13 protein-coding genes and 1 pseudogene are annotated in these 19,592 nt (G+C 66.3%); 9 read left to right on the forward strand and 5 right to left on the reverse strand.

All coding sequences use genetic code 11. The features are described 5' to 3' along the window. Positions 1-39 precede the first annotated feature (39 nt). The 8 genes from VGN62_RS15795 (at position 40) to VGN62_RS15830 (ending at position 13,289) form a co-directional block, all read left to right on the forward strand. Positions 40-276, forward strand: coding sequence for a hypothetical protein (locus VGN62_RS15795; RefSeq protein ID WP_327455574.1), 237 nt, complete (start codon positions 40-42; stop codon positions 274-276). Next, positions 273-647 carry a GPW/gp25 family protein gene (locus tag VGN62_RS15800; RefSeq protein WP_327455576.1) on the forward strand — a complete coding sequence of 125 codons (375 nt, stop codon included), beginning with the start codon at positions 273-275 and terminating at the stop codon, positions 645-647. The genes VGN62_RS15795 and VGN62_RS15800 overlap by 4 nt, the downstream gene beginning before the upstream one ends. Then, positions 644-3,124: a baseplate J/gp47 family protein gene (locus VGN62_RS15805; RefSeq protein ID WP_327455578.1), complete on the forward strand. Its 2,481-nt coding sequence runs from the start codon at positions 644-646 to the stop codon at positions 3,122-3,124. Before VGN62_RS15800 ends, VGN62_RS15805 begins: the two co-directional genes overlap by 4 nt. Beyond that, entirely contained in the window at positions 3,121-5,733 is a 2,613-nt protein-coding gene (locus VGN62_RS15810; protein ID WP_327455580.1) for a baseplate J/gp47 family protein, read from the forward strand. The genes VGN62_RS15805 and VGN62_RS15810 overlap by 4 nt, the downstream gene beginning before the upstream one ends. Continuing rightward, positions 5,730-8,144 carry a hypothetical protein gene (locus VGN62_RS15815; protein ID WP_327455582.1) on the forward strand — a complete coding sequence of 805 codons (2,415 nt, stop codon included), beginning with the start codon at positions 5,730-5,732 and terminating at the stop codon, positions 8,142-8,144. The genes VGN62_RS15810 and VGN62_RS15815 overlap by 4 nt, the downstream gene beginning before the upstream one ends. After that, on the forward strand, positions 8,141-11,707 hold the full coding sequence (locus tag VGN62_RS15820) for a DUF6519 domain-containing protein (RefSeq protein ID WP_327455584.1): 3,567 nt from the start codon (positions 8,141-8,143) through the stop codon (positions 11,705-11,707). The genes VGN62_RS15815 and VGN62_RS15820 overlap by 4 nt, the downstream gene beginning before the upstream one ends. Before the next feature lie 358 nt (positions 11,708-12,065). Beyond that, on the forward strand, positions 12,066-12,734 hold the full coding sequence (locus tag VGN62_RS15825) for a helix-turn-helix domain-containing protein (RefSeq protein WP_327455586.1): 669 nt from the start codon (positions 12,066-12,068) through the stop codon (positions 12,732-12,734). Positions 12,735-12,848: 114 nt separating this feature from the next. Next, entirely contained in the window at positions 12,849-13,289 is a 441-nt protein-coding gene (locus VGN62_RS15830; RefSeq protein WP_327455588.1) for a hypothetical protein, read from the forward strand. Positions 13,290-13,309: 20 nt separating this feature from the next. Here the strand turns inward: VGN62_RS15830 and VGN62_RS15835 are convergent, their stop codons facing one another. The 5 genes from VGN62_RS15835 to VGN62_RS15855 all read right to left on the reverse strand — a co-directional run bounded on the left by VGN62_RS15835 (position 13,310) and on the right by VGN62_RS15855 (position 18,921). Further along, positions 13,310-14,266, reverse strand: a complete 957-nt coding sequence (locus VGN62_RS15835; protein ID WP_327455591.1) for a hypothetical protein — start codon at positions 14,264-14,266, stop codon at positions 13,310-13,312. Further along, positions 14,263-16,737 carry a fimbria/pilus outer membrane usher protein gene (locus VGN62_RS15840; protein WP_327455593.1) on the reverse strand — a complete coding sequence of 825 codons (2,475 nt, stop codon included), beginning with the start codon at positions 16,735-16,737 and terminating at the stop codon, positions 14,263-14,265. The genes VGN62_RS15835 and VGN62_RS15840 overlap by 4 nt, the downstream gene beginning before the upstream one ends. Before the next feature lie 50 nt (positions 16,738-16,787). Next, the gene (locus tag VGN62_RS15845) at positions 16,788-17,567 is read right to left on the reverse strand and encodes a molecular chaperone (RefSeq protein ID WP_327455595.1); all 780 of its coding nucleotides are present in this window, start codon (positions 17,565-17,567) and stop codon (positions 16,788-16,790) included. Positions 17,568-17,624: 57 nt separating this feature from the next. Next, positions 17,625-18,242, reverse strand: coding sequence for a hypothetical protein (locus VGN62_RS15850; protein WP_327455597.1), 618 nt, complete (start codon positions 18,240-18,242; stop codon positions 17,625-17,627). 163 nt (positions 18,243-18,405) lie between these two features. Continuing rightward, positions 18,406-18,921, reverse strand: a complete 516-nt coding sequence (locus VGN62_RS15855) for a hypothetical protein (protein WP_327455599.1) — start codon at positions 18,919-18,921, stop codon at positions 18,406-18,408. 462 nt (positions 18,922-19,383) lie between these two features. Here VGN62_RS15855 and VGN62_RS15860 point away from each other — a divergent pair. Beyond that, positions 19,384-19,592, forward strand: a pseudogene (locus tag VGN62_RS15860) (phosphotransferase family protein); the annotation flags it as partial.

The raw sequence follows: 19,592 nt of genomic DNA on the forward strand, positions 1-19,592 counted from the left end.
AACATCGTCGCCGCGAGTCCGCGGGTAAAGGTTTCGGGAATGCCCGTCGCCGTCTTGACCGACCAAGGCATGGTCGCGGGATGCGCCTTCACCGTTCCGGGCCCCAAGCCGCAACCCTGCGTGACGACCAAGTGGACGGTCGGGGCGACGCGCGTGACGGCGAACGGCCAACCGCTGCTGATCAATCCCTGCGTTGCCATCTGCCAGAGCGCCGAACAGATTCCCGGCGGCCCGCCGATCATTTCCAGTTCGCAGACGCGGGTCGTCGCGACATGAGCCGGCTGGCCTTCCCCTTTGATCCGGCGCGCGACGGGCGCGCGACAACCGTCGCTTACGGCGGCAGCGCGCATGTGCGCCAGATGCTCGAACTGCTGATCCTGACGATGGCGGGCGAACGGGTGATGCGCCCCGACCTCGGCAGCCCGGTACGCCAGCTGTTGTTCGGGGCGGGCGAGGGTGCGACGGCGATCGCGCTGGAAGCGGCCTTGCAGGCGACAATCAATCAATGGCTCGGCGATATGTTGACCCTCCATGAATTGACGGTCGATTTCGACGGCGCCGAAGCGATCCTCGAGATCCAGGTGGCCTATGAGGTCCACTCTACGCGGACCGACGACCGGTTCAGCATCCGGAAGGAGCTGACATGACGGTTGATCGATATATCTGCTGCAACGACCAGCGCCGCACGCTGCTGACCAAACCGCCCGCCGATGCGGCCTTTACCGGGATCGATTATATCGAGGTGCGCACCGGGGAATCGACGCTCGATCCGGTTTTCATCGACATTGTGCTCGTCAATGCTGTGCCCGCCGGATCGCCGCCTTTGACGACCGCCAACTTCGCGTTGAGCGGCGGCATACGCCATCCCGCGCCGCAGGATTTTGCGCTCGATACGCTGGTGGGCGATGATCGGCATTTCACATTGCGGATCGCCAGCGGGCAGCTGACCGATTTTTCCAACTACCGGCTTTCGGTGGTGCGAAGCGCCGACAATGCCGCCCCGCCGACCTTCTTCGACCCGCGCCTCGCCGCAGTCGACTTCTCGTTCAAGATCGGCTGCGCGAGCGATTATGATTGTGCCCCCGATTGCGGCGAGGATGACGATGCGCTGCCCGCGGATCCCTCCTTCGATTATCGCGTTCGCGACTATCAGGGTTTTCGCCGGCTGATGCTCGACCGGCTCGCGACGCTGGTGCCGGGCTTTCGTTCCGACGATCCGGTGGATTTCACGACCACACTGGTCGAAGCGCTGGCCTATCGCGCGGATCAGCTCAGTTACAAGCTCGACTGGGTCGGCACCGAGGCATTCCTGTCGACGGCGCGCAGCCGGACCTCGATCGCGCGCCACGCCCGCCTCGTCGATTATGTCGTCGGCGAAGGCGCCAGCGCGCGGTTGTTCGCGCGCTTCACGCTCGCCGACGCCGCCGACGATGGATTTGAGCTGCCCGCCGCTACGCCGCTCTTGCTCGGCGAGGCCGGGGAACGCAGCGTCATCAAGGCCTCGGACTATGCCCGGCGCGTCGGCAATCCCCCGATCATATTCGAAACGGTCGCGGCGCTGCAGCTGTGGAGCTGGCGAGACAGCATGACCGTCCATAGCTGGGCCGCAGACGAATGCCGTCTTCCGCAAGGCGCGCTGGCGATCACGCTGGTCGACGGCAGCCAGGGCAGTGGCGCGCTGACACCGGGCGATTTCCTGCTGCTTGCCGAGGCCCGGTCGCCCGTAAATGGCCGCGCGGAGGATGCCGACCCGGCGCACCGGCATATCGTCCGCCTGACCCGCGTGACGCCGGTGACCGACGTGCTCCAGCCGCTGTTGAAACTGGTGACGGTCGAATGGGACGAAGCCGACGCCTTGCCGTTCGACCTGGTTATCCAGGCAAAGATAGAGCGCGATCCCGTCTCGACGGCGCCTTTTGCAGAGGTGGCGGCGAATATCATGCTCGCCGATCATGGCGCCTCGCTGCCTCCGTCGCCCGAGCTGGCCTTAACGCCGGCCGAAACAAAGGCGGTGCGGCCCGAATTGATGCCCGATGAGCCGCCTGACGAGGGAATATGGCGCCCGGTGCTCGATCGCGGCGATGTGGCGCGCATCGCACCGCTCGACCTCGACGATGCGGACGCGTCGGTGTCCGCCGCGCGGCTGGCGATCGCTACCCCGGGTACACATGCGGCGGCCTTGCAACTCGACGATGATTTCCGGTCATGGACGGCGCGGCCCGACCTTTTGGAAAGCACCCGCTATTCGCGCGACTTCGTCGTCGAACAGACGATAGACGGGCGCGTGGCGCTGCGTCCCGGCGACGACGTCCATGGCCTGCGTCCGACGGTCGGAATGCGTTTCAGCGTCAGCGGCCGGTTCGGCTGCGGGACCAAGGGTAATATCGGGGCGGATGCGATCGGCCGGCTGGTACTGAAGGATGCCGAGGCGGACAGACGGATCGCGGTGACCAATCCGCTGGCCGCGCGCGGCGGGGCGGATCCTGAACCGGTCAACGAGATCCGGATCAACGCCCCGGTCGCCTTCCGCCGCCAAGAACGCGCTGTGGTCGCCGACGACTATGCGCTTGTCGCCCGCCAGCATCCGGGCGTCGCCGACGCGGCGGCGGTGCCGATGTGGACGGGGGCGTGGCAAACGATCATGCTCTATATCGATCGCAAGGGGGGTGCCGCGGTCGATGCGGCGTTCCGGGCCGACCTGCTGCGCCATATGGAAAATTATCGCCTGATCGGTTTCGATATCGCGGTCAGGGCGGCGCGGCTGGTGCCGCTCGATATCGAACTGATGGTGTGCGTCGCGCCGCACGCGCTGCGCAGCCATGTCGCGGCAGAGCTTCGCGCCGTGCTGCGGCCCGGCAGCGGCGACCGGCCGGGCTTTTTCCATCCCGACAAATTCGATTTCGGCGCGCCGCTCTATCTGTCGCGGCTCGTCGCCGCTGCGATGGCGGTGGAGGGCGTCGAAAGCGTCACCGCGCGCAAGTTCCAGCGTTTCGGCCGGATCGCCGATGGCGAGATCGCCGCGGGGGTCATCAAGCCCGGCGCGCTCGAAGTGCTCCAGCTTTCGGACGATCCGAGCTTTCCCGAACAGGGCAGGCTTGGGCTGGTAATGGGAGGCGGGCGATGAGCAGCGAAGCGGCCTGCGCGTGCGGCACCTGTGCCAGCTGTGGCGGCGGCGCCGCAGTTTCGCGCGCCGCGGTCGGCGACGCGCATCATTTTCGCCAGGCGGCGATCCGGCAAAGGATGATGCGCAGCATCGCCGGCACGCGCATCGACCATGCCCGGCCGCTTGCCGGCCTGACGACGCGGGCGGCCGACGATCCGGCGATCGCGCTGATCGATGCCCATGCGGCGAGCCTGCACATCCTTGCCTGGTACAGCGCGCGGCTGGCGGCCGACGGATCGATCCTTTCGGGGCAGGATCGCGATGCGCTGGCGCGGTTGACCGGCCTTGTCGGCTATGTGCCGCGCCCGGCGCTGTCCGCGACGACGACGCTGGCCTTCACGGTCGACACGATGGCGGGATCGCCCGAAAAAGTCCGCGTCGCAAAAGGCAGCAAGGTCGCATCGGTGCCGGGGCAGGACGAAATGCCCCAGATATTCGAGACTGACGCCGAACTGACCGCGGTCGGCGCGTGGAACGCGTTGCGCCCGCATCAGGCGAGAGTCCCGGTAACGACCGACACGGATATGCTGTGCCTTGAAGGTGTGGGAAGCGCGGCCGCGATCGGCGATCTGGTGGCGGCGCCGCTGACCGCGGCGGGGCAGGTGCGGTGGCGCGTCGGGCGTATCGCCGCGCTCGAACGCATATCCGACCCGTCGATTGACGGCGCACCGTTCACCCGCCTGCACCTGGCACAGCTGCGGACGATTTCGGGGAGTCCGGCGGCGGCGCAAGCCTATGCGGGGCGGGTCGTCATCCTGGGGCAAGCAGCATCGCCGTTCGGGGCAACCGCGCCCGACATCCGCGCGATGACCGACGAGATCAAATGCGCGTTTGGCGATGTGGGGGCATCGGGCGATGAAACCGCCGAAGAGCTGCACCGGATGTGCAATCCCGATGCTGTGACCGAATGGGCCAACTTTTTCGTGGGGACCGGAGGTAGCTTCGGCAGCAAGAAGGGTGCCGAAACGAGGAAGCTCGATCTCGACGCTGTCTATCCCGGAGCGGTCGCGGGGCGCGTCTGCATTTTTACGCCGCCAAGGATTGCCCGGACCGAAGAAGTGCCGATCGAGGAAATTCTGGCCCTGATCGACTATGTCGAGGAGCGAGCGCGCAGCGACTTCCTGATCTCGGCCAAGGTGAGCCAGATTACGCTCGACAAGATCGAGCTCGATCCCGCCGCGGGCAATAGTTTTGCATGGCTTGTCCGCTCGCTGGCGATCAATATCGAGACCGAGGTGCAGCGGCTCTATCGCCCGCCCGTCGATGCCGCGCTTCCCGGCACTGCCGACATGCTGGAGATCGAGGGGGTCGCGTCGCTGCCCGTCGGGCGCCGCGTCGTCCTGACCGGACAGCGATGGATGAATGAGGCGGGCAGGGAGGGCGAGATCGTCAGCGAGGTTGCGACGATCGCCGAAGCCACCATATCAAATGGCCGCACCATGCTGCGGTTCGAGCGTCCGGTGAAGATGCGCTTCCGGTCGACGACGCTCCGCCTGCTCGGCAATTGTATCGGCGCATCGCATGGCGAAACCCCGGTGCAGGGCGCCGAGATCATCGGTTCGGGCGATGCCGGGCGCCGCAACCAGCGCTTCGCCTTGAAAGGCAAGCCGCTCAGCCATGTGCCCGCGGCGACCGCACGCGGCTATGCCCCGGCCATCGAGGCGCGCGTGGACGGACGGCGGTGGCACCATGTGGCGACATTGGCAGGACGCGGCAGCGACGATCATGCCTTTACCCTGCGCACCGACGGCGAGGGGGCGAGCGTCCTGCAATTCGGGGGCAGCCTGCCGAGCGGCCTCCACAATGTCACGGCGCTGTATCGCACGGGGGCAGGCCGCGCGGGCAATCTGGCCGCCGGGCGGCTGACGATGGCAATGGCGCCCGTCGCGGGCATCGCGAAGATCGGCAATCCGGTGCTTGCCGAAGGGGGAAGCGACCCCGAGGCGATCGACGTGCTGCGCCATGCCGCGCCGCAGTCGGTGCGGACGCTCGACCGCGTCGTCAGCCTGTCCGACCATGAAGCCTTTGCCGCGGCCTATCGCGGTGTCGGCAAGGCGCTGGCGACCGAGCTGTACCAGGGGATGCGCTCGTTCGTCTGCCTGACGATCGCGACCAGCGACCTCGCTTCGCCGGCACCCGATTCGGATATCGTGACCGGCCTCGCCGACGAGTTGAAACGGGTGACGGTCCCCGGACGCCAGGTCCGGATCGAAGGGTTCGACCTGATCCACCCAACGATCGCGATTGCTCTGACGACCGACCCCGACCTCGTCCGCGCCGATGTCGAGACGGCCGCGCGCGCAGCGCTTGCCGCACGTTTCGGCGCCGATCGCAGGCCGTTCGGCCGCGGACTGCATCGCAGCGAGATATTGGCCGCCGTCCAGGCGGTTCCGGGTGTCGAGGCGGCGCAAATCAGGGCCTTCACACTTGGCACCGGGCATCCGGCGGAAAGCGAAGGCCGGCTGTTGTGCCCGGCACCCTCGATCGATCCCGATACCGGCGCGCTGCTGCGCGCGGGCCTGCTCGCGCTCGATCCAGCGCGCCTCGCCTTTGAGGAGCTTGTCCTATGACCGAGCCGGCTGGCAGCGCGCGGATCAAGGCGGAGGGCCAGCGTCTGTTCGCGCTGCTGCCCACGCATGTCCAGACCGTCGATGCGGCGCAGGGCTATCCGCTGCGCGCGTTGCTCCAGGTCCTGGCGTCGGGGGTGGTCGAGGTCGAAGGCGAAATCGACGCCCTGTACGACGGCATGTTTGCCGAAACCGCGCCCGAAGCGATGCTGCCTGACATTGCGGCGCTGATCGCGGCCGAGCCACTCCAGCCATTGCCTCCGGGGACCGGCCAGAGCATGCGCGCCTATATCGCCAACACGATGCGCTATCGGCGGGGCAAGGGGACGGCGCGGGTGATCGAGGCGCTGGCCAGCGATGCCGGCGGTTTCGGCGCGGTGGCGGTCGAATATTATGCGCGGCTGGCACGCCTTGCGCATATGGCGGACATCCGCCCCGATCGTCCGGGGGCAGCATCGCTGATCGCGGGCGGCACGGCGGCCGCCACCGCGACCGCGTTCGACCAGCTTCCCCGTCTCGTCGACGTGCGGTCGATCGCGCGAACCGGCGGACGGCACCATGTCCCGAATGTCGGCGTCCACCTGTTGCGCCCCGTCGCGCCGACGTTTGACGCGGCAAAGGGATTGGGGCCGTACAGCGAGGCTGATCTCGCGGCGGTGCCGCTGGCACGGCCGTGGCGGATCGGCGGGCAGGCGCCAGCCGGTTACTTCCAGCTCGCCCCGGTCGATGGCGAACGGTTGCGCCTGTTCAACCCCGACCGGCGCTCGCAGGACGCGAAAGGCCGCGTCGTCGAAAGCGATCTCGCCGACCGGCTGCGCCGGCTTCCACTCCATCTGGAAACCGAGGAGCTGCGGGAGAGCGCGCTCGAAGGTCGCGATCCGCGCCTCGCATCATCGCCGTGGTTCGACGGGCTGGGGCGTCCCTTTACCATTTACCTCGGCCGCGACGTGGGCGGCGCGATGCAATATCGCCGCGTCCCCCCGGCCGAAATCCTGATTGCCAACCTAGACGACCCGCCAGCCAATGTGGGCGACCGGCCCGCCGCAGAGCGCGCGCATCGCTGGTTCACCGGCGACGCGGCAGGGCCGCAGAAGCATGATGGGAATAGTCCCATCGCGTGCGGCTTCGATCCGGTGACCGGCCGGCTGATCGTCGCGAACACGGCGCCCGGACATGCCGTCGAAGCGGTGCGGATCGCCTATGCGACCGGGATCGGACGCGAAATCGGCGCAGGGCCGCACGATCGCAACGACGCCGACGTCCCTTTCGAGGTGATCGACAAACCGTCGGGGAGCACGATCGTCTGGCTGGTCGGCGCGTCCGACGACCCCCCGCCCGCCGGGGTGAATGTGGCGGCGTCGCTCGCGGCGGCGCTGACCGCATGGAACGCGCAGGACCGCACCGGGAAGCGCGGATTGATCGTGCTGCACAATTGCGGACGCGCGACGGGCGGGAGCTGGTCGATCAAGCTTCCGAAGGGCAGCGAATTGCATATCGTGGCGGCGCGCTGGGTCAGCCCGCAGGTTCGCCCGGGCTTTGATCCGGACGCCGCCCGGCTGGGATATGTGGTGCGGCAGGCGCGGCAGTTCGCGGTCGAGGCACGCCTGCGCGTGAAGACGCAGACCGGAGGTGCCGGGCGGCTGGTCCTCGACGGGCTTATCCTCACCGCAGGGCTCGAACTCGAGGCCGACAGCGTGTCGGACCTGCTGGTCCGCCACTCGACGCTGCGCGCGCCGGGCGCCTCGGCGCTGAAGTCGGTCGGCAGCCTTGCCGGCGCGTCGATCGGGATCGACCATTGCATCACCGGAAAGATCGAACTCGACGGCAGCCAGGGCGGGCGGCTGTCGGTGCACGACTCTATCGTCAGCAGCGACGGTGCCCTTGGCATGGCGATTGCCGCCAAAGGGATCGACGCCGATTTCGCCAACCTGACGCTGATCGGCCCGGCGCATGTGAAATCCGTCGAGGCCACCAACGGCCTGTTCGTGGGTCCGGTGACCGCCGAGCGGACGCAGGCGGGATGCGTTCGCTATAGCTGGACAGCCGACGGCTCCTCGCTTCCGCGCCGCTTCCGCTGCCAGCCCGACCTCGCGCTCGCTGCGGCCGCGGAGCGGAAGGGCGACGCGCTCACCGACGAAGAAAAGGCCGACATCCGCCTCGCGACCGCGCCGACCCTGCTCGACACCGCGCTCGACGAGCCGACGCTCGCCATGCTCCATCCGATGACCGGCGATGCGATCGCGCGGGGCGGCGAGGGCGAAAGCGAGATGGGCGCCTTCTCGCGCTCCGCAACCGCGCTCCGCATGGCGAATGTGCGCAGCCTTTTCGACGACTATCTGCCGTTCGGCAATGAAGCCGGACTGATCGACGACACGCGTTCAAGCGCGGTCAGTATGCGAAGGAACCGGCCATGACGATACGCAGCGACGCCACAAGACTGCGGATTCCGCAGCGCGACGCCCGTCAGTTGCGCGCCGTCGTGGCGCGGCAGGGGCAGGTGCTGCTCGACGCCGATATCAACGGGCAGGCCGAAACGCTGCTCGCGCGCATCGAAGAGGAAGCGCGCGATACGATGGGGTCGCCCGGCCGGCTGGTCGTGCCCGCGGGCACCGGCGCCTTCGCCGCGACGATCGGGGGGGCGCCCGCAGTCGTCTCGATCGGTGCGGGGGATGCCTATCTCGACGGCTGGCGCGTCGAGAATATCGCGGCATGCACCCTCGCCGGACAACCGCACCCCTATATGGGAAATGTCGGCGCCACAGCGGCGCTCGTCCTGAAGGCGCTCGTCCGCCATGTCGACCCGGTCGAGGACAGCAACTTTGCCGACAGCGCATTGGGCGATGCGCAAGCGTCGGGGCGATCGATCAACGACTGGCGCGTTTTCCCGCTGACCCCGGCCAATAGCGCGGCGACGTGCGACACGATCCTGTCGGACGACAATTGGCGCGCGATGGCGCTGCCGTCGTCGGGCAAGCTTGCCTTCATCAAAAAGACCGGTGGATCGTCGACCGATCCCTGCTCGCTGACGCCTGGGGGCGGCTATACGCGCCTCGAAAATCTGCTCTACCGCGTCGAGGTGCACGGCGGGAACGTGCTCGAGCAGACCGCCGACGGCCCGCGTTTCGGCCTCGACGGGCTGAAGCTGAAACTGTCGCGCCGCAACGCCAGCCTGATGGTGCAGGTGAGCGAGGTCAACGGACGACGCCTGACGGTGACGCCGCCTTCGCTCGATCCGCGCAACTGGTTCGCGCCGGGCACCTATGCCGAAATCCTGTCGATCCACGACGACCTCGACGCCGCCCCGGCCGTCACGCCCGAACGCTTGTTCCAGGTGGCGCTGGCGAGCGACGACAGTGTCACGCTTGTCGAGCCGGCGAGCGGCGCGGTCGCCAACACCGGCGTCAGCGACGACGGAACCTGGTTCCTGCGTCTGTGGGATGCCATCCCCGCCGGAACGAACGGCGCGCCGGTCGGGATGGCCGCGGCCGCGCTGGCACCGAACGGCAGCGATTCCGCCGTGATCGATCTGGGCGACGGGCTGACGATCCAGCTGACCGGCGGGGCGGCCGCGCGCTTCCGCCGCGGCGATTACTGGACCTGTGCGGTGCGCGCCGACGGGTCGATCGCGTGGGACAACGGCAACCTGGCCGACATCGCCGAAACGCCGCATGGGCCGGTGGTTCGCTACGCCCCGCTCGCGATGATCAAAGCGGCCGCGATCGAGGACTGCCGTATCCCGCTCGCGACACTGACCGACCGGGCGCTGCTCTATCGCGGCGGCGACGGGCAGAGCGTGTCGGCTGAAAATGCGGCGGGGCTCGTCCCGCTGCCGGCGAAGCTGCGCGTCGCGGTGATGCGTGGGCAGACGCCGGTCAATGGCGCGCGCGTCAAATGGGAATTCCTTGGCCCGGCCGGTCGGACCGGGAAACTGGAAGCCGGGTCGAACGGCCATGTCGCGGCGTTCGAGCAGGTGACCGGACCAGACGGGCTGGCCGAAGTCAGATGGTCGCTCGATCCCGCCGCGGCCGACGAGATCCACCAGGTACAGGCCAGCCTTGTCGGCGGCCTTGCGCCCGGAACCCCGCCGATCATCTTTTCGGCGCGCTTCCACACGGACGGCGGCCATGGCGGCTGTTCGACCTATGTGATCGAGGAGGGGAGCAATTGGGTCGAGACATTGCGGTTCATCGACTATGACGAGGATATCGCGATCTGTTTCCAGCGCGGGACCTTTTCGACCTCGCTGTTCGTCGAACTGAACGGCAAGGGCAATGTCCGCATGTCGGGAGCGGGCGACGGGACGCGCATCGTTGCCAAAAGGGGCGAATGCGCAATCATGTTCGACGGCTTCGCCAGCGTGACGCTGCGCGACCTGCGCGTCGAAACGCTCGACACGCCGCACGCGCCGACCCCGCCGAAGTCCGATGTCGAGGCATATGAAAAAATCGACGCGATCAGGCAGGATCGCAAGGGCTCGATCACGATCCGCAACACCGCGATCGTCGATGTCAGCGACATGACGCTGCGCTGCGGCGGGGATATCGAGACCGGGCGGACGTGCCTGACCGTCGCGGGAGACAAGGAGAAGCCCAGCCCGCTGGTTCGCGTCATGCGCAACCGGCTGATCACCGGATATCTCCAGGACGGCATTTTGGTCACCGACGCCATCAACACGATCGTCGCGCAGAACGAACTGGTTGTCGGCGGGCGCGGCAGCAAGCTCAACGACAATCGGCTGATCCACAGCAAGGCGTGGGCGAAAGCGGTCGCGAGGGCGCTGGTGCGGCGGGTTCGGGCGGTCGACGCCGACACGCGCCGCGACCCCGACGACCGCCGGATCCTGTCGTTCGGCGATTTGCAGGCGGTCTTCCCGTCGTCGGTGCCGCAGGCCGAATGGGATGTGATGCTCCGCGCCAATCCGCTCGTCGGCGATACGACCCCGGCTGCAATCACCGCGCATGTCGAAAGCCTTGCGCGCCGCGCGGCCGAGTTCGAGACGGGGACCCCGACGGTGCGGCGCTTTGTCGCGCAGGGACGGCGGCGCACCGCGACGCTTGCCGACGGCGCCCGCGAAGAGGCGCTGCTGTCGGCGCTGCTGCCCGGCGGTGTCGAGGTCGCGGCCGGGCGGGCCGCCCGTCCGACGCGCCGGCCGCCGCGCCGGGCCCGGAACGGGCCGCTGGTGGTCGAGGGCGACTATCTGATTTACGGCAGCGTCACCGCACTGCTCGACACGCCGATCGCGCTGGAGGATTGGCAGGCGCTGTTTGCCGACGACGCGGTCTATACGCTGAACGAACCGCGCGACATCGACGGCTTTGCCGAACGCCTGATGGCGGTCGCCTATGTGATGGCGACCGACAACCGGCTGCGTGCGCGCCACCGAAATGTCGACCGATGGTTCCGGGCCCACGCGATGCCGGCCACCGCGGGGGCGCGGCAGGGCATAACATGCGGCGGCGGGCATCTGGGCGAGGTGACCATTGAGGGCAATCGGATTTGGGGTTTCCTGCAGGGCGTCCACGTCGGCGTCAGCATCGAAAAGGGCGAGACCCAGATCGCGCATAATGTCCGCGTCAGCGACAATGCCATCTATCTGCGGGCTCCGTCGCGGGCGCATGAACGCTCGTCGGGGATGTTTGTCGGCAATGTCGACACATTGCGCATCGAACGCAACCTGCTCGACTGGGCCGACGATCAACCCGACGCCGACACCCGCTTTCAGTTCGGCATCCGCGTCCACGGCTATCTGGGGCGTTTCATCATCATTGCGCAGAACCGCATCGGAATTGCCGACAGGAAGTCACCTGAGGGTGGGTTCGCCCGCGTCGGAATCCGGGTACACAGCGTCGAGCGGATTGATACGGGGATTGACGATTACCTCTGGCTTGCCGCCGAGAACCTGGTCGCCGGGGTGTCGCCGCACAATGTCGTCCATGGCGATCCGCCGATGCGAAAACGCGACAATGTGCCGGCTTGAGCCGCTATTGCCGCTTTGTCTGTCGGCTCGCCTGTGCTATAAATGCGGCAGCGGCGCTATGCGTGGCCATCCAGCATGACAATTTGTCCGGCTGGAACGGTGGCCGATCTGGTCGAGTCCGTTAGCGACGTGGGGGGTTAGGTTTAGAGCCGCCCCCCCACAGTCTTCCTTCACCCGCTCCTGCCGCCGATACGCAACGGCGCGTCCTGCCGCCCGCGCCGCGCGACCGGACGATGATGCACCGCATTGAAGCGGCGCATTGCCGCCTTTATGGTGGCGCGGCAGCATCCGCTGCCTTTCGCAATAACGGTCTGTTAACTGATGGGGGTTGACTAAGTGCCTATTTGAAAGCGCACAAATGGTCATAACCGCATATCTTGACGATCAGGAACAGCAGGGCGGAAAGCGGCGGAATGCACGGCGAAACCTGCGCCTCCAGACCCAGGGTATCAGTGCCGCGCGCGGTGCGACCGAAGTCCTTATTCACAATATATCGGCGTCGGGCCTGCTGCTTGAAAGCGAGGCCGCGTTGGCGCCGGGCGAGGAAATCGCCATCGAGCTGCCCCATGCAGGGACGACGGCGGCGCGCGTCATATGGGCGAGTGGTCGGCTTTACGGCTGCGAATTCGACGTTGCGCTTTCTGCCGGCGCGCTGAGCGCGGTCGAACTGCGCAGCACGGTCAGCCGCGATATCGCCTCGTCCGACAAGCAGCTGGCTTCACCGCCGGCGGAGGATTTCGGTCACCGCCTCAAACAATTGCGCAAGGCGAAGGGGCTGACGCAGGCCCAGATGGCGTCGCAACTCGGGGTCAGCATGCCCGCGATCTGTGCGTGGGAAACCGGCAAGGCGCGCCCGCGCGACGCCCGGATGAAGGCGCTGGCGAATGCGCTGGGTATCCCGATGTCCGAACTGTTCGGACCCGATGTTCCCGAAATGCTTGAAGACCTGCTCGCCCGAAGCCGCGAACAAATTGCCCGCGTCGTCGGGACGACGCCGGACAAGATACGGATCATGATCGAAATATAGGAAGTAATTCCTGCCTTTGGGACCTGCCCGGCAAGGTTAAGATATTTAACCATGGCGATTAAACACAACTTTAGACCGGCGGCTTAGAGCGGTTCCTGAAACAGGAGGCTAGCTATGCCAAAGGCAGGATTTAATCGGAGCGCCGCAGTGCTCGTCGCGATCGCAGCAGTGGCAACGCCTGCTTCGGCGTCGGACGGGACGTCGCTCACGATCTTCGCGCGCGTGCCGACGGTGTGCCAGGTCAGCGTGGCCGCCAGCCCGGCACAGCCGTTCCGCGCCGGGACGAACAACCTTGGCGTCATGACCGAGCTTTGCAACAGCATGGCAGGCTATACGGTGACGCTGAACCACCCGGCCGGGTTGACCGATGCCTGGGTCGAGGTCGGCAATGCGCGGGTCCCGCTTTCCGCCACGGCGACGCACACGATCATCGTCGATGCGGCGTCGGCGGAGTTTCGCGAACGGCCGCTGCGGCTGGTCCTTTCCGAAGACGATCTGCCCGAAGGCAGCATCGCGCTGAGCATCGACGCCCAGCCCAAGGGACCCGTTTTCTAAAAGCCTACGACGCGTGGCGGTCAGCCTCGCGTGGCGGAACATCCTTCGCCGCCCGCCAAGCCGAGGCGCGGCGAAAAGGTCAGCGTGACGATATCACGATAGGCGCCCGCGGGGGCTTTGCGCAAATCGTCGCCGTTGAGTTCGACCTGCAGGTTGTGCGCCCGCCCGCCCGGTGCAGGGGTGCGGTCGCAAACGAGGCGCGACCGGTCGGACACCGGAAACCCCGACAATTTCAGGCTGTAGGGAACTTCCGCATCGTCGCGGTCGGATCGCTTCAACGCCCCGCGTTCGGTGTCGACGCGGATGTCATAGGGAATGGTCGATTGCGCCGTCACGATCAGGCCGCGAATCTGGTTTCCGCCCAACGCATCGATCTCGCCGAAATCGATCCGTCCGCGCCGGGTCCCCGGTGAGCCGACAAAGGTCGAAATCCGTTCCGGCACCCGCAAGTTGACGGCGACCTGCGATCCGGTCTGGATGCTGCGGTCGATCTCGTCGCGGCCGGTATAGCATATGAAGCGAAGCTCGAGCGGCTGGTAATAGTCGCCGGCGCCGATCGCCTGCCCCGCCGGAATCCGGATGCGGAAGGTTTCGTTGACGCTGTCGCCCGAGCGCGAGGGGCCGAACTGGATCAGCGCCCCGTTCGTCGCATTGGGTTGTTCCGCACCCGAAACGAAGACGATCCGTCCGCTGTCGCGCGTCCAGCGGATGTCGTATCGCACGGCGTTGTCGAGGCCGAGCGCCGCGCCGCGTTCGATGCTGCCCGGATCGGCGATGACCACGCGCACCGCGGTGACATTGGGATCCAGCCGTCGGGTGCGCAATGTGAAGGTCCGCTCGACGCCCGCGGGGCTGAACGGATCGTACTGGAGGCTGAGTTCGCTCGAGGATGCGCGAAAATCGGCGCAACTGGCGAATGCGGCCTGCGGCACCGTACAGGCGGCCGCCGCGATCAGGATCATTGCTGGCGTTTTCATTTCCGTTCCTCAGGTTCCAGGACGCCGCCGCGCTCCATTCCGGTGCTGGCTGCGGGAATTTCGATACGATAGGTCGCGGTGCCGTTCGCCGTCGGCATTTCGATACGCCAGCGGCCGGGGCGAAGGCCCTGGATCGCGAAACGGCCCGACCGGTTGGTGAACATACGGATCGGTGCGCGGTCGGGCAATGCGTCCTCATAGGCGTAGCCCGCGACCAGGCTGACGGGTTCGCCGCGGCCGTCGAGCAGCTGGCCCATATAGCTGATGAAATAATCCGACCCGATTTCGATCACATGGCCCGACCGATAGGGCGGCTGGAATTGCAGCACGCCCGATCCGATGTCGTAGCCCGCCGGGGCTTCGGGGACATCATAGCTGAGCAGGCGCGGGGTGTGCGCGCTCAATTCAGGCATCACGGCGCCGCCGAACGTTCCCGACCGCGCAACATATTCATCCTTGCGCCGGTCGACATACACCGGCGTCTTGCCCAGCGTGTCGTGGGTCTTGAGGATCGCAAAGCTGTCGTAGATCGGGCGCGACAGCGCGACGGTCCCGTCGGCGTAAGCGAGCGAGAAGGCGCCGCGAAGCGAGGTGCGCTGATCGACGATCCGTCCGCTGTTCGAGAAGGATGTGAGGTGCGCGGCGCCGAATTCGGCGCGGTTGGCGATCATGCTGAAATTCGCGTTGGCGCCGACTGAATCTTCCACCCGGTCGATGCTGACCGATCCGTTATAGGATCCGACGCCGGTGCCGCTCGACCGCTGGTAGCTGAGCCGGGCGCGTTCGCGGCGCGTATCGACATCCGCCGTCGCGCTCGACTTGCGATCGAAGCGATAGGTGAGCGAAAAGCGGATGCCGAAACCCGACCGTTGCTGACGGTCCTCGTACGATGCTTCGGTGGTAAGCAGCAGCCGCTGATTCGGGCGCCAGCCATGCGTCGCGCGAAACGAAGATTGATTGGGGTTGTTGCCGCGGCCCACCGAATAGAAGGCGTCGGCGGTGACATAATGTTCGGGGCCGAACGACTGCGAAAAGGTCGCACCGAATTCATAAGCGAACGGATTGTTCGCCACGATCGCGCCCGGGGTCGCGAATTTCTTGCTGATGGTCTGGAAGGTCGCGGTGAGCGACCGCGCATTGTTGTTCGACCCCAGCTGTGTGAATTCATAGCCGGCGTTGAAGGCATAGCCGCTGCCGGTCGCTTCATTCCTGGAACCGGCGAGGTTGAACGCCAGCGTTCCGAGCGGCGCAGCCCACACGATCTCGGCGCCCGCGACGCCGCCCTTGTTGGTGAGCTGGAAATTGCCGCCCGCGGTGAGTTCGTCGGTCAGGCCGCGGCGATAGAAGCCCGAAAAGACCGGTCTGTCGCTGTAGCGGCGCCCGTTCAGGCTGAATGGCGCCTCGACGCCCGCATAGAGCCCGAACTCGGTCAATCCCGAGGCAAGCAGGGTGCGATCGAAGTTCAGCGAGAAGGACACGACCTCTTCGCGTCCGGTGTCGTCGCGAATGATCAGCCGGACGTCGTTCGACCCCTGCGCAAAGGGGAAATCGCCGATGTCGTAAGTGCCGGGGTTCAGGCGTGTCTGCTGCACCGTTTGCCCGTTGACGATCGTTTCGATCGTCGAGGGGCGGGTGAGGGTGAAGGAGCGCTGGCCGCGCGGCTGGATGTTCCGCTGCGGTTCCAGGTCGGCATAGACGCGCACGATCGAAGCGCCTGCCATCGGCGATGCGCCCGAAAATCCGCGCGAGATCGGCTGGAGGTCACCCGCGGTGTAGCGTGCCGTGCGGCGCAGGTCGTCATAGACGAGGCGCGTGCCTTCGCGCCGGAACCGCCGCTGGATATTCGCCTCATTCTCGAGGACGAAGCCGCCCAGGCGCGCCGCGCTGTCGAGGATGATATTGGGTGTCGAAAGCCCGGTATCGCCGCCCTTGTGGACATAGTCGGTGTTGATCGCGGCGGTCACATAGGCCGAAAAATTCGCCGCCGGCACGATCGGACCCGACAGGGGGTCGATCCCGCCCGACACGCTGATCATCTGCCGTGGCCGCATCCCGGGCTCGACATCGAGCCGCAGCCCGAAATTCGACGGATCATAGGTGAGGCGAAGGTCGATATCGGCGAGTTCCGCCGTCGAAATGCTGTAGCGGTCGCCGATGGCCGCCGCCAGTTTCTGGAGGGCGTCGGCGGTCAGTACGCGCTGCAGCATCGGCAACAGCATCTTTGTGTCGACGAGGATGCGATCGTCGGTGGTCAGCGTGTAGGAAATGTCGCCAAGGACAAAGCCATTGTCCATCAGCGGCCCGCCCATCGGGATGTCGCGGCCCGTCGGGTTCAGTCGCTGCGCCGGTTGCTGGGCTGCGGCGACAACCGCCAGCGGGACGCCGCCGGCGGGGCTCGCGGGCGGCGTCCCGCGCGCGTTCGCGCCCGGCGCCATTTCCCCGGCCGCCACGCCCGCCGTGGGATGCGACAATATGAGCCCTCCCAGGGCAATCAGGCGGGAACGGGAACGGCGCACGGTCTTCAGTTGCTTCCGGCCAGCGCCAGTTCGATCGACAAGGCTCCCTCTGCCTTCGGCAGTTCGACATTGACGGCGAGGTTCCGGCTCTGGCCCGATGGGACGAGCCCCATGCCCATGCGCTGGCCGATCTCGTCGGGTTCGAAGGTCTGGCGGAAGATTTCTGCGCCGCTCGCGTCGCGCTGGACGATCGTCATGCGGCGCTGGCTGACATAGCCATAGGTCGTGCCGTCGTTCCTGACGGTCAGGACGGGGCGCGGCTTGCCGTTCGCATCGACGCCGATGCGGGCCTCGGTCACTTCCAGCGACGAAGTGGCGGCGGCGGCGCCGACGCTGACGAGGATCTTGAACCGGTGCAGCACCTGGACGGCGTTCTGGTCTTCGGACAGCGCAACCGGAAGCTGCGCCGCCGTCACATAAAAATGCTTGCTTTCCTTGAGGTCGGGTTCGCCGACCCACTGGACGCGGAAGGCCTGTGTGCTGCCGCTGGCAACCGTGGCCTGCGCCGGAAAGATCAGCAGGTCTTCGGCCTCTTCCTCCTCGAACTCCTGCAACTCGCCATTCACGATCCGAATGGGGTGCGCGGTCAGTTCGATCGGAACCGCGTCGGGAAAAGTATTCTGCAGGCTGATGACCGCCGACGCCCGGCGGCCGGCCGAATGCAGGTCGATGATAACGGGCTGCACGTTGATCGCTACGACCGGCGCGATCAGCGCCAGGAGCAGGACGATGGCCACGACGGGGGCCATCCATGAACGCGCGAAACGCGGAAGGGTGATGGTCATGATCTTGGGTTCAGGCAAGAATCCGGAGGCGGAGCGAACCCCGCCTCCGGAAAATTGTTACGACGCGGGCGTCAGTTCGATGGTGACGAAACCGGTGTAGGTGCCTGCGATCAGGCGACGATCGGTCAGCGACGACCAGTCGGTTGCGGTCGGGGTCGAACCGTTCGACGACGCGACGGGGTCACCCTGTGCCGAAGCCTTCACGAACTTGATGTGCGTGTTGGCGTCGCTGGCGCTCGTGTGGCCGCCGAAGGGCTGGGCAACGTTCGAGGCGCCGGCGGTCGACGTCGAGTCGAGCGCCAGGCCGGCGATCGAGGTGTCGAGGTTGTAGCGGACATGCTGGGCATAGCCGCCGGTCGTCGTGCCGGTGCCGGTGTTGCCGACGCGCGAAAGGACACCGCGCTTCACTTCAACCTGGCTGCCCGCCTTGTTGCAGAAGGGGATGATCTTCGCGCTGTTCAGCTTCGCCGCGATTTCGTCGGTAACGGCCGCACGCACCTTGGCGTCAGCGCCGGTGAGTTCGTCCAGCGTGAACTGCGTCGTGGTTGCCGAAACGCCGCACTTGCTGGCGACTTCGGCGTTGATGTTCACGGTGGCCGATTCGGCGGCCGAGGCAGCGCCGGCAGTCGCGGCGAACGCAATGGCCGTGCTGGCCGCGAGAATGATACGCTTCATAATATTCAACTCCTCTTAAGTTAAATGACGCCCATGAATCGGGGCGCGGGTAAATCGAGGCCGGCAGATGGCCCCATCGGCTTCGCCGGTGCCCGCGAAGGGCTTGTCCGGCATGTCAGCGACGCGTCGACCCGCGCGCCGCACTTCGTGGAGTGGGTCCGCATTATCCGCGAGGCCCCACCACCAGAATCAATGTGTCCTTGTATCGGCCGGCGGCGAGCCGGCGCGGCAATGTCGACTGGGCTGGCCAGTCGATCGTGATGATCGCGTCACGGCCGACGCTGATCCCGCGACCCGACTTCAAACCCTTGCCCGCGCGCGAAGCGGCAAAATCGCAATTGCCGTCGCGCGACAGTTCGCCCGACCGGCACCGCTCGCTGCGGACGATGCCGCGGTCGGTTTCCAGCGCAAGCGCAACACGATAGGATTTGCTGAAAGCGTAGCCCGAGCCGTCATCCTTGGCGTCGAGGTTGACCAGTGCACCATTTTCGGACGTCACGCCCACGGCATAGGGGGTGTTGCAGTCGAGGCCGACCTTGATCGACAGGCTGGCGGCATCTTCGAGGTCGCGCGGCGCATCGATGCTCGCCGGACCCTTGGCGGTGAAGCCGCATCGTTCCTTGATCTCTGCGGAGACATCGATCGCGACGGAATCGGGGTGGGCCTGTGCAGGCGCCATCGTGGCCAGCAACCCGGTAGCGATACACGCAATTCGAATTGCGGGCAGACCGGGCCTGCCCCCCCAAAGCATTTGCATCATTTCCCCCAACCGCATGTGTGGCGAACCCCCCGGCTCGCTTCACAGACGCGGACATCGCGACGGACGTTTTGGCTCTTCAGTGGGACACCTTCTAAAAAGTTAAGGAAACTTAAGCAAATTGAAAGTTTGATTAATATTCTAAGGACCCGTTTTGGGACAGCCGAGGGGGTGCCTGTTAATCCCGGCCTCGCATCCGGAATATGCCGTCATCGGTCGCTGCAGGATCGTGGGCCGGGCGCCGCCATCTCTCTGCTTGCCCATGATGGCGTCCATCGATATAGTTAGTATACTAAGGATATCGGTTAGGCCGGGGATGTGGCGAGTGCGGGGAATGTTTCGGACATGCGAGTTGAGCGAAATGCGCGCGCGACGGAGGGGCGCATGACCACTTTCGCTGATTTATTGAGTGCCTTGATGTCGCGAGTAGCGGGTTCCGGGGAGCTGTCGGAGCTGTGTCGCTTGTCCGGGGGCGCGAACATGGAGAGTTTTGCGTTCGCGTGGGGTGGGGAGGCTTATGTGCTGCGGCGTGCGCCGTCGGCGGCGTATATGGCGGACCGCCCGTTCGGGCATGTCGACGAGGCGGCGCTGGT

The organism is Sphingopyxis sp., from assembly GCF_035998905.1.
Taxonomy (GTDB): domain Bacteria; phylum Pseudomonadota; class Alphaproteobacteria; order Sphingomonadales; family Sphingomonadaceae; genus Sphingopyxis.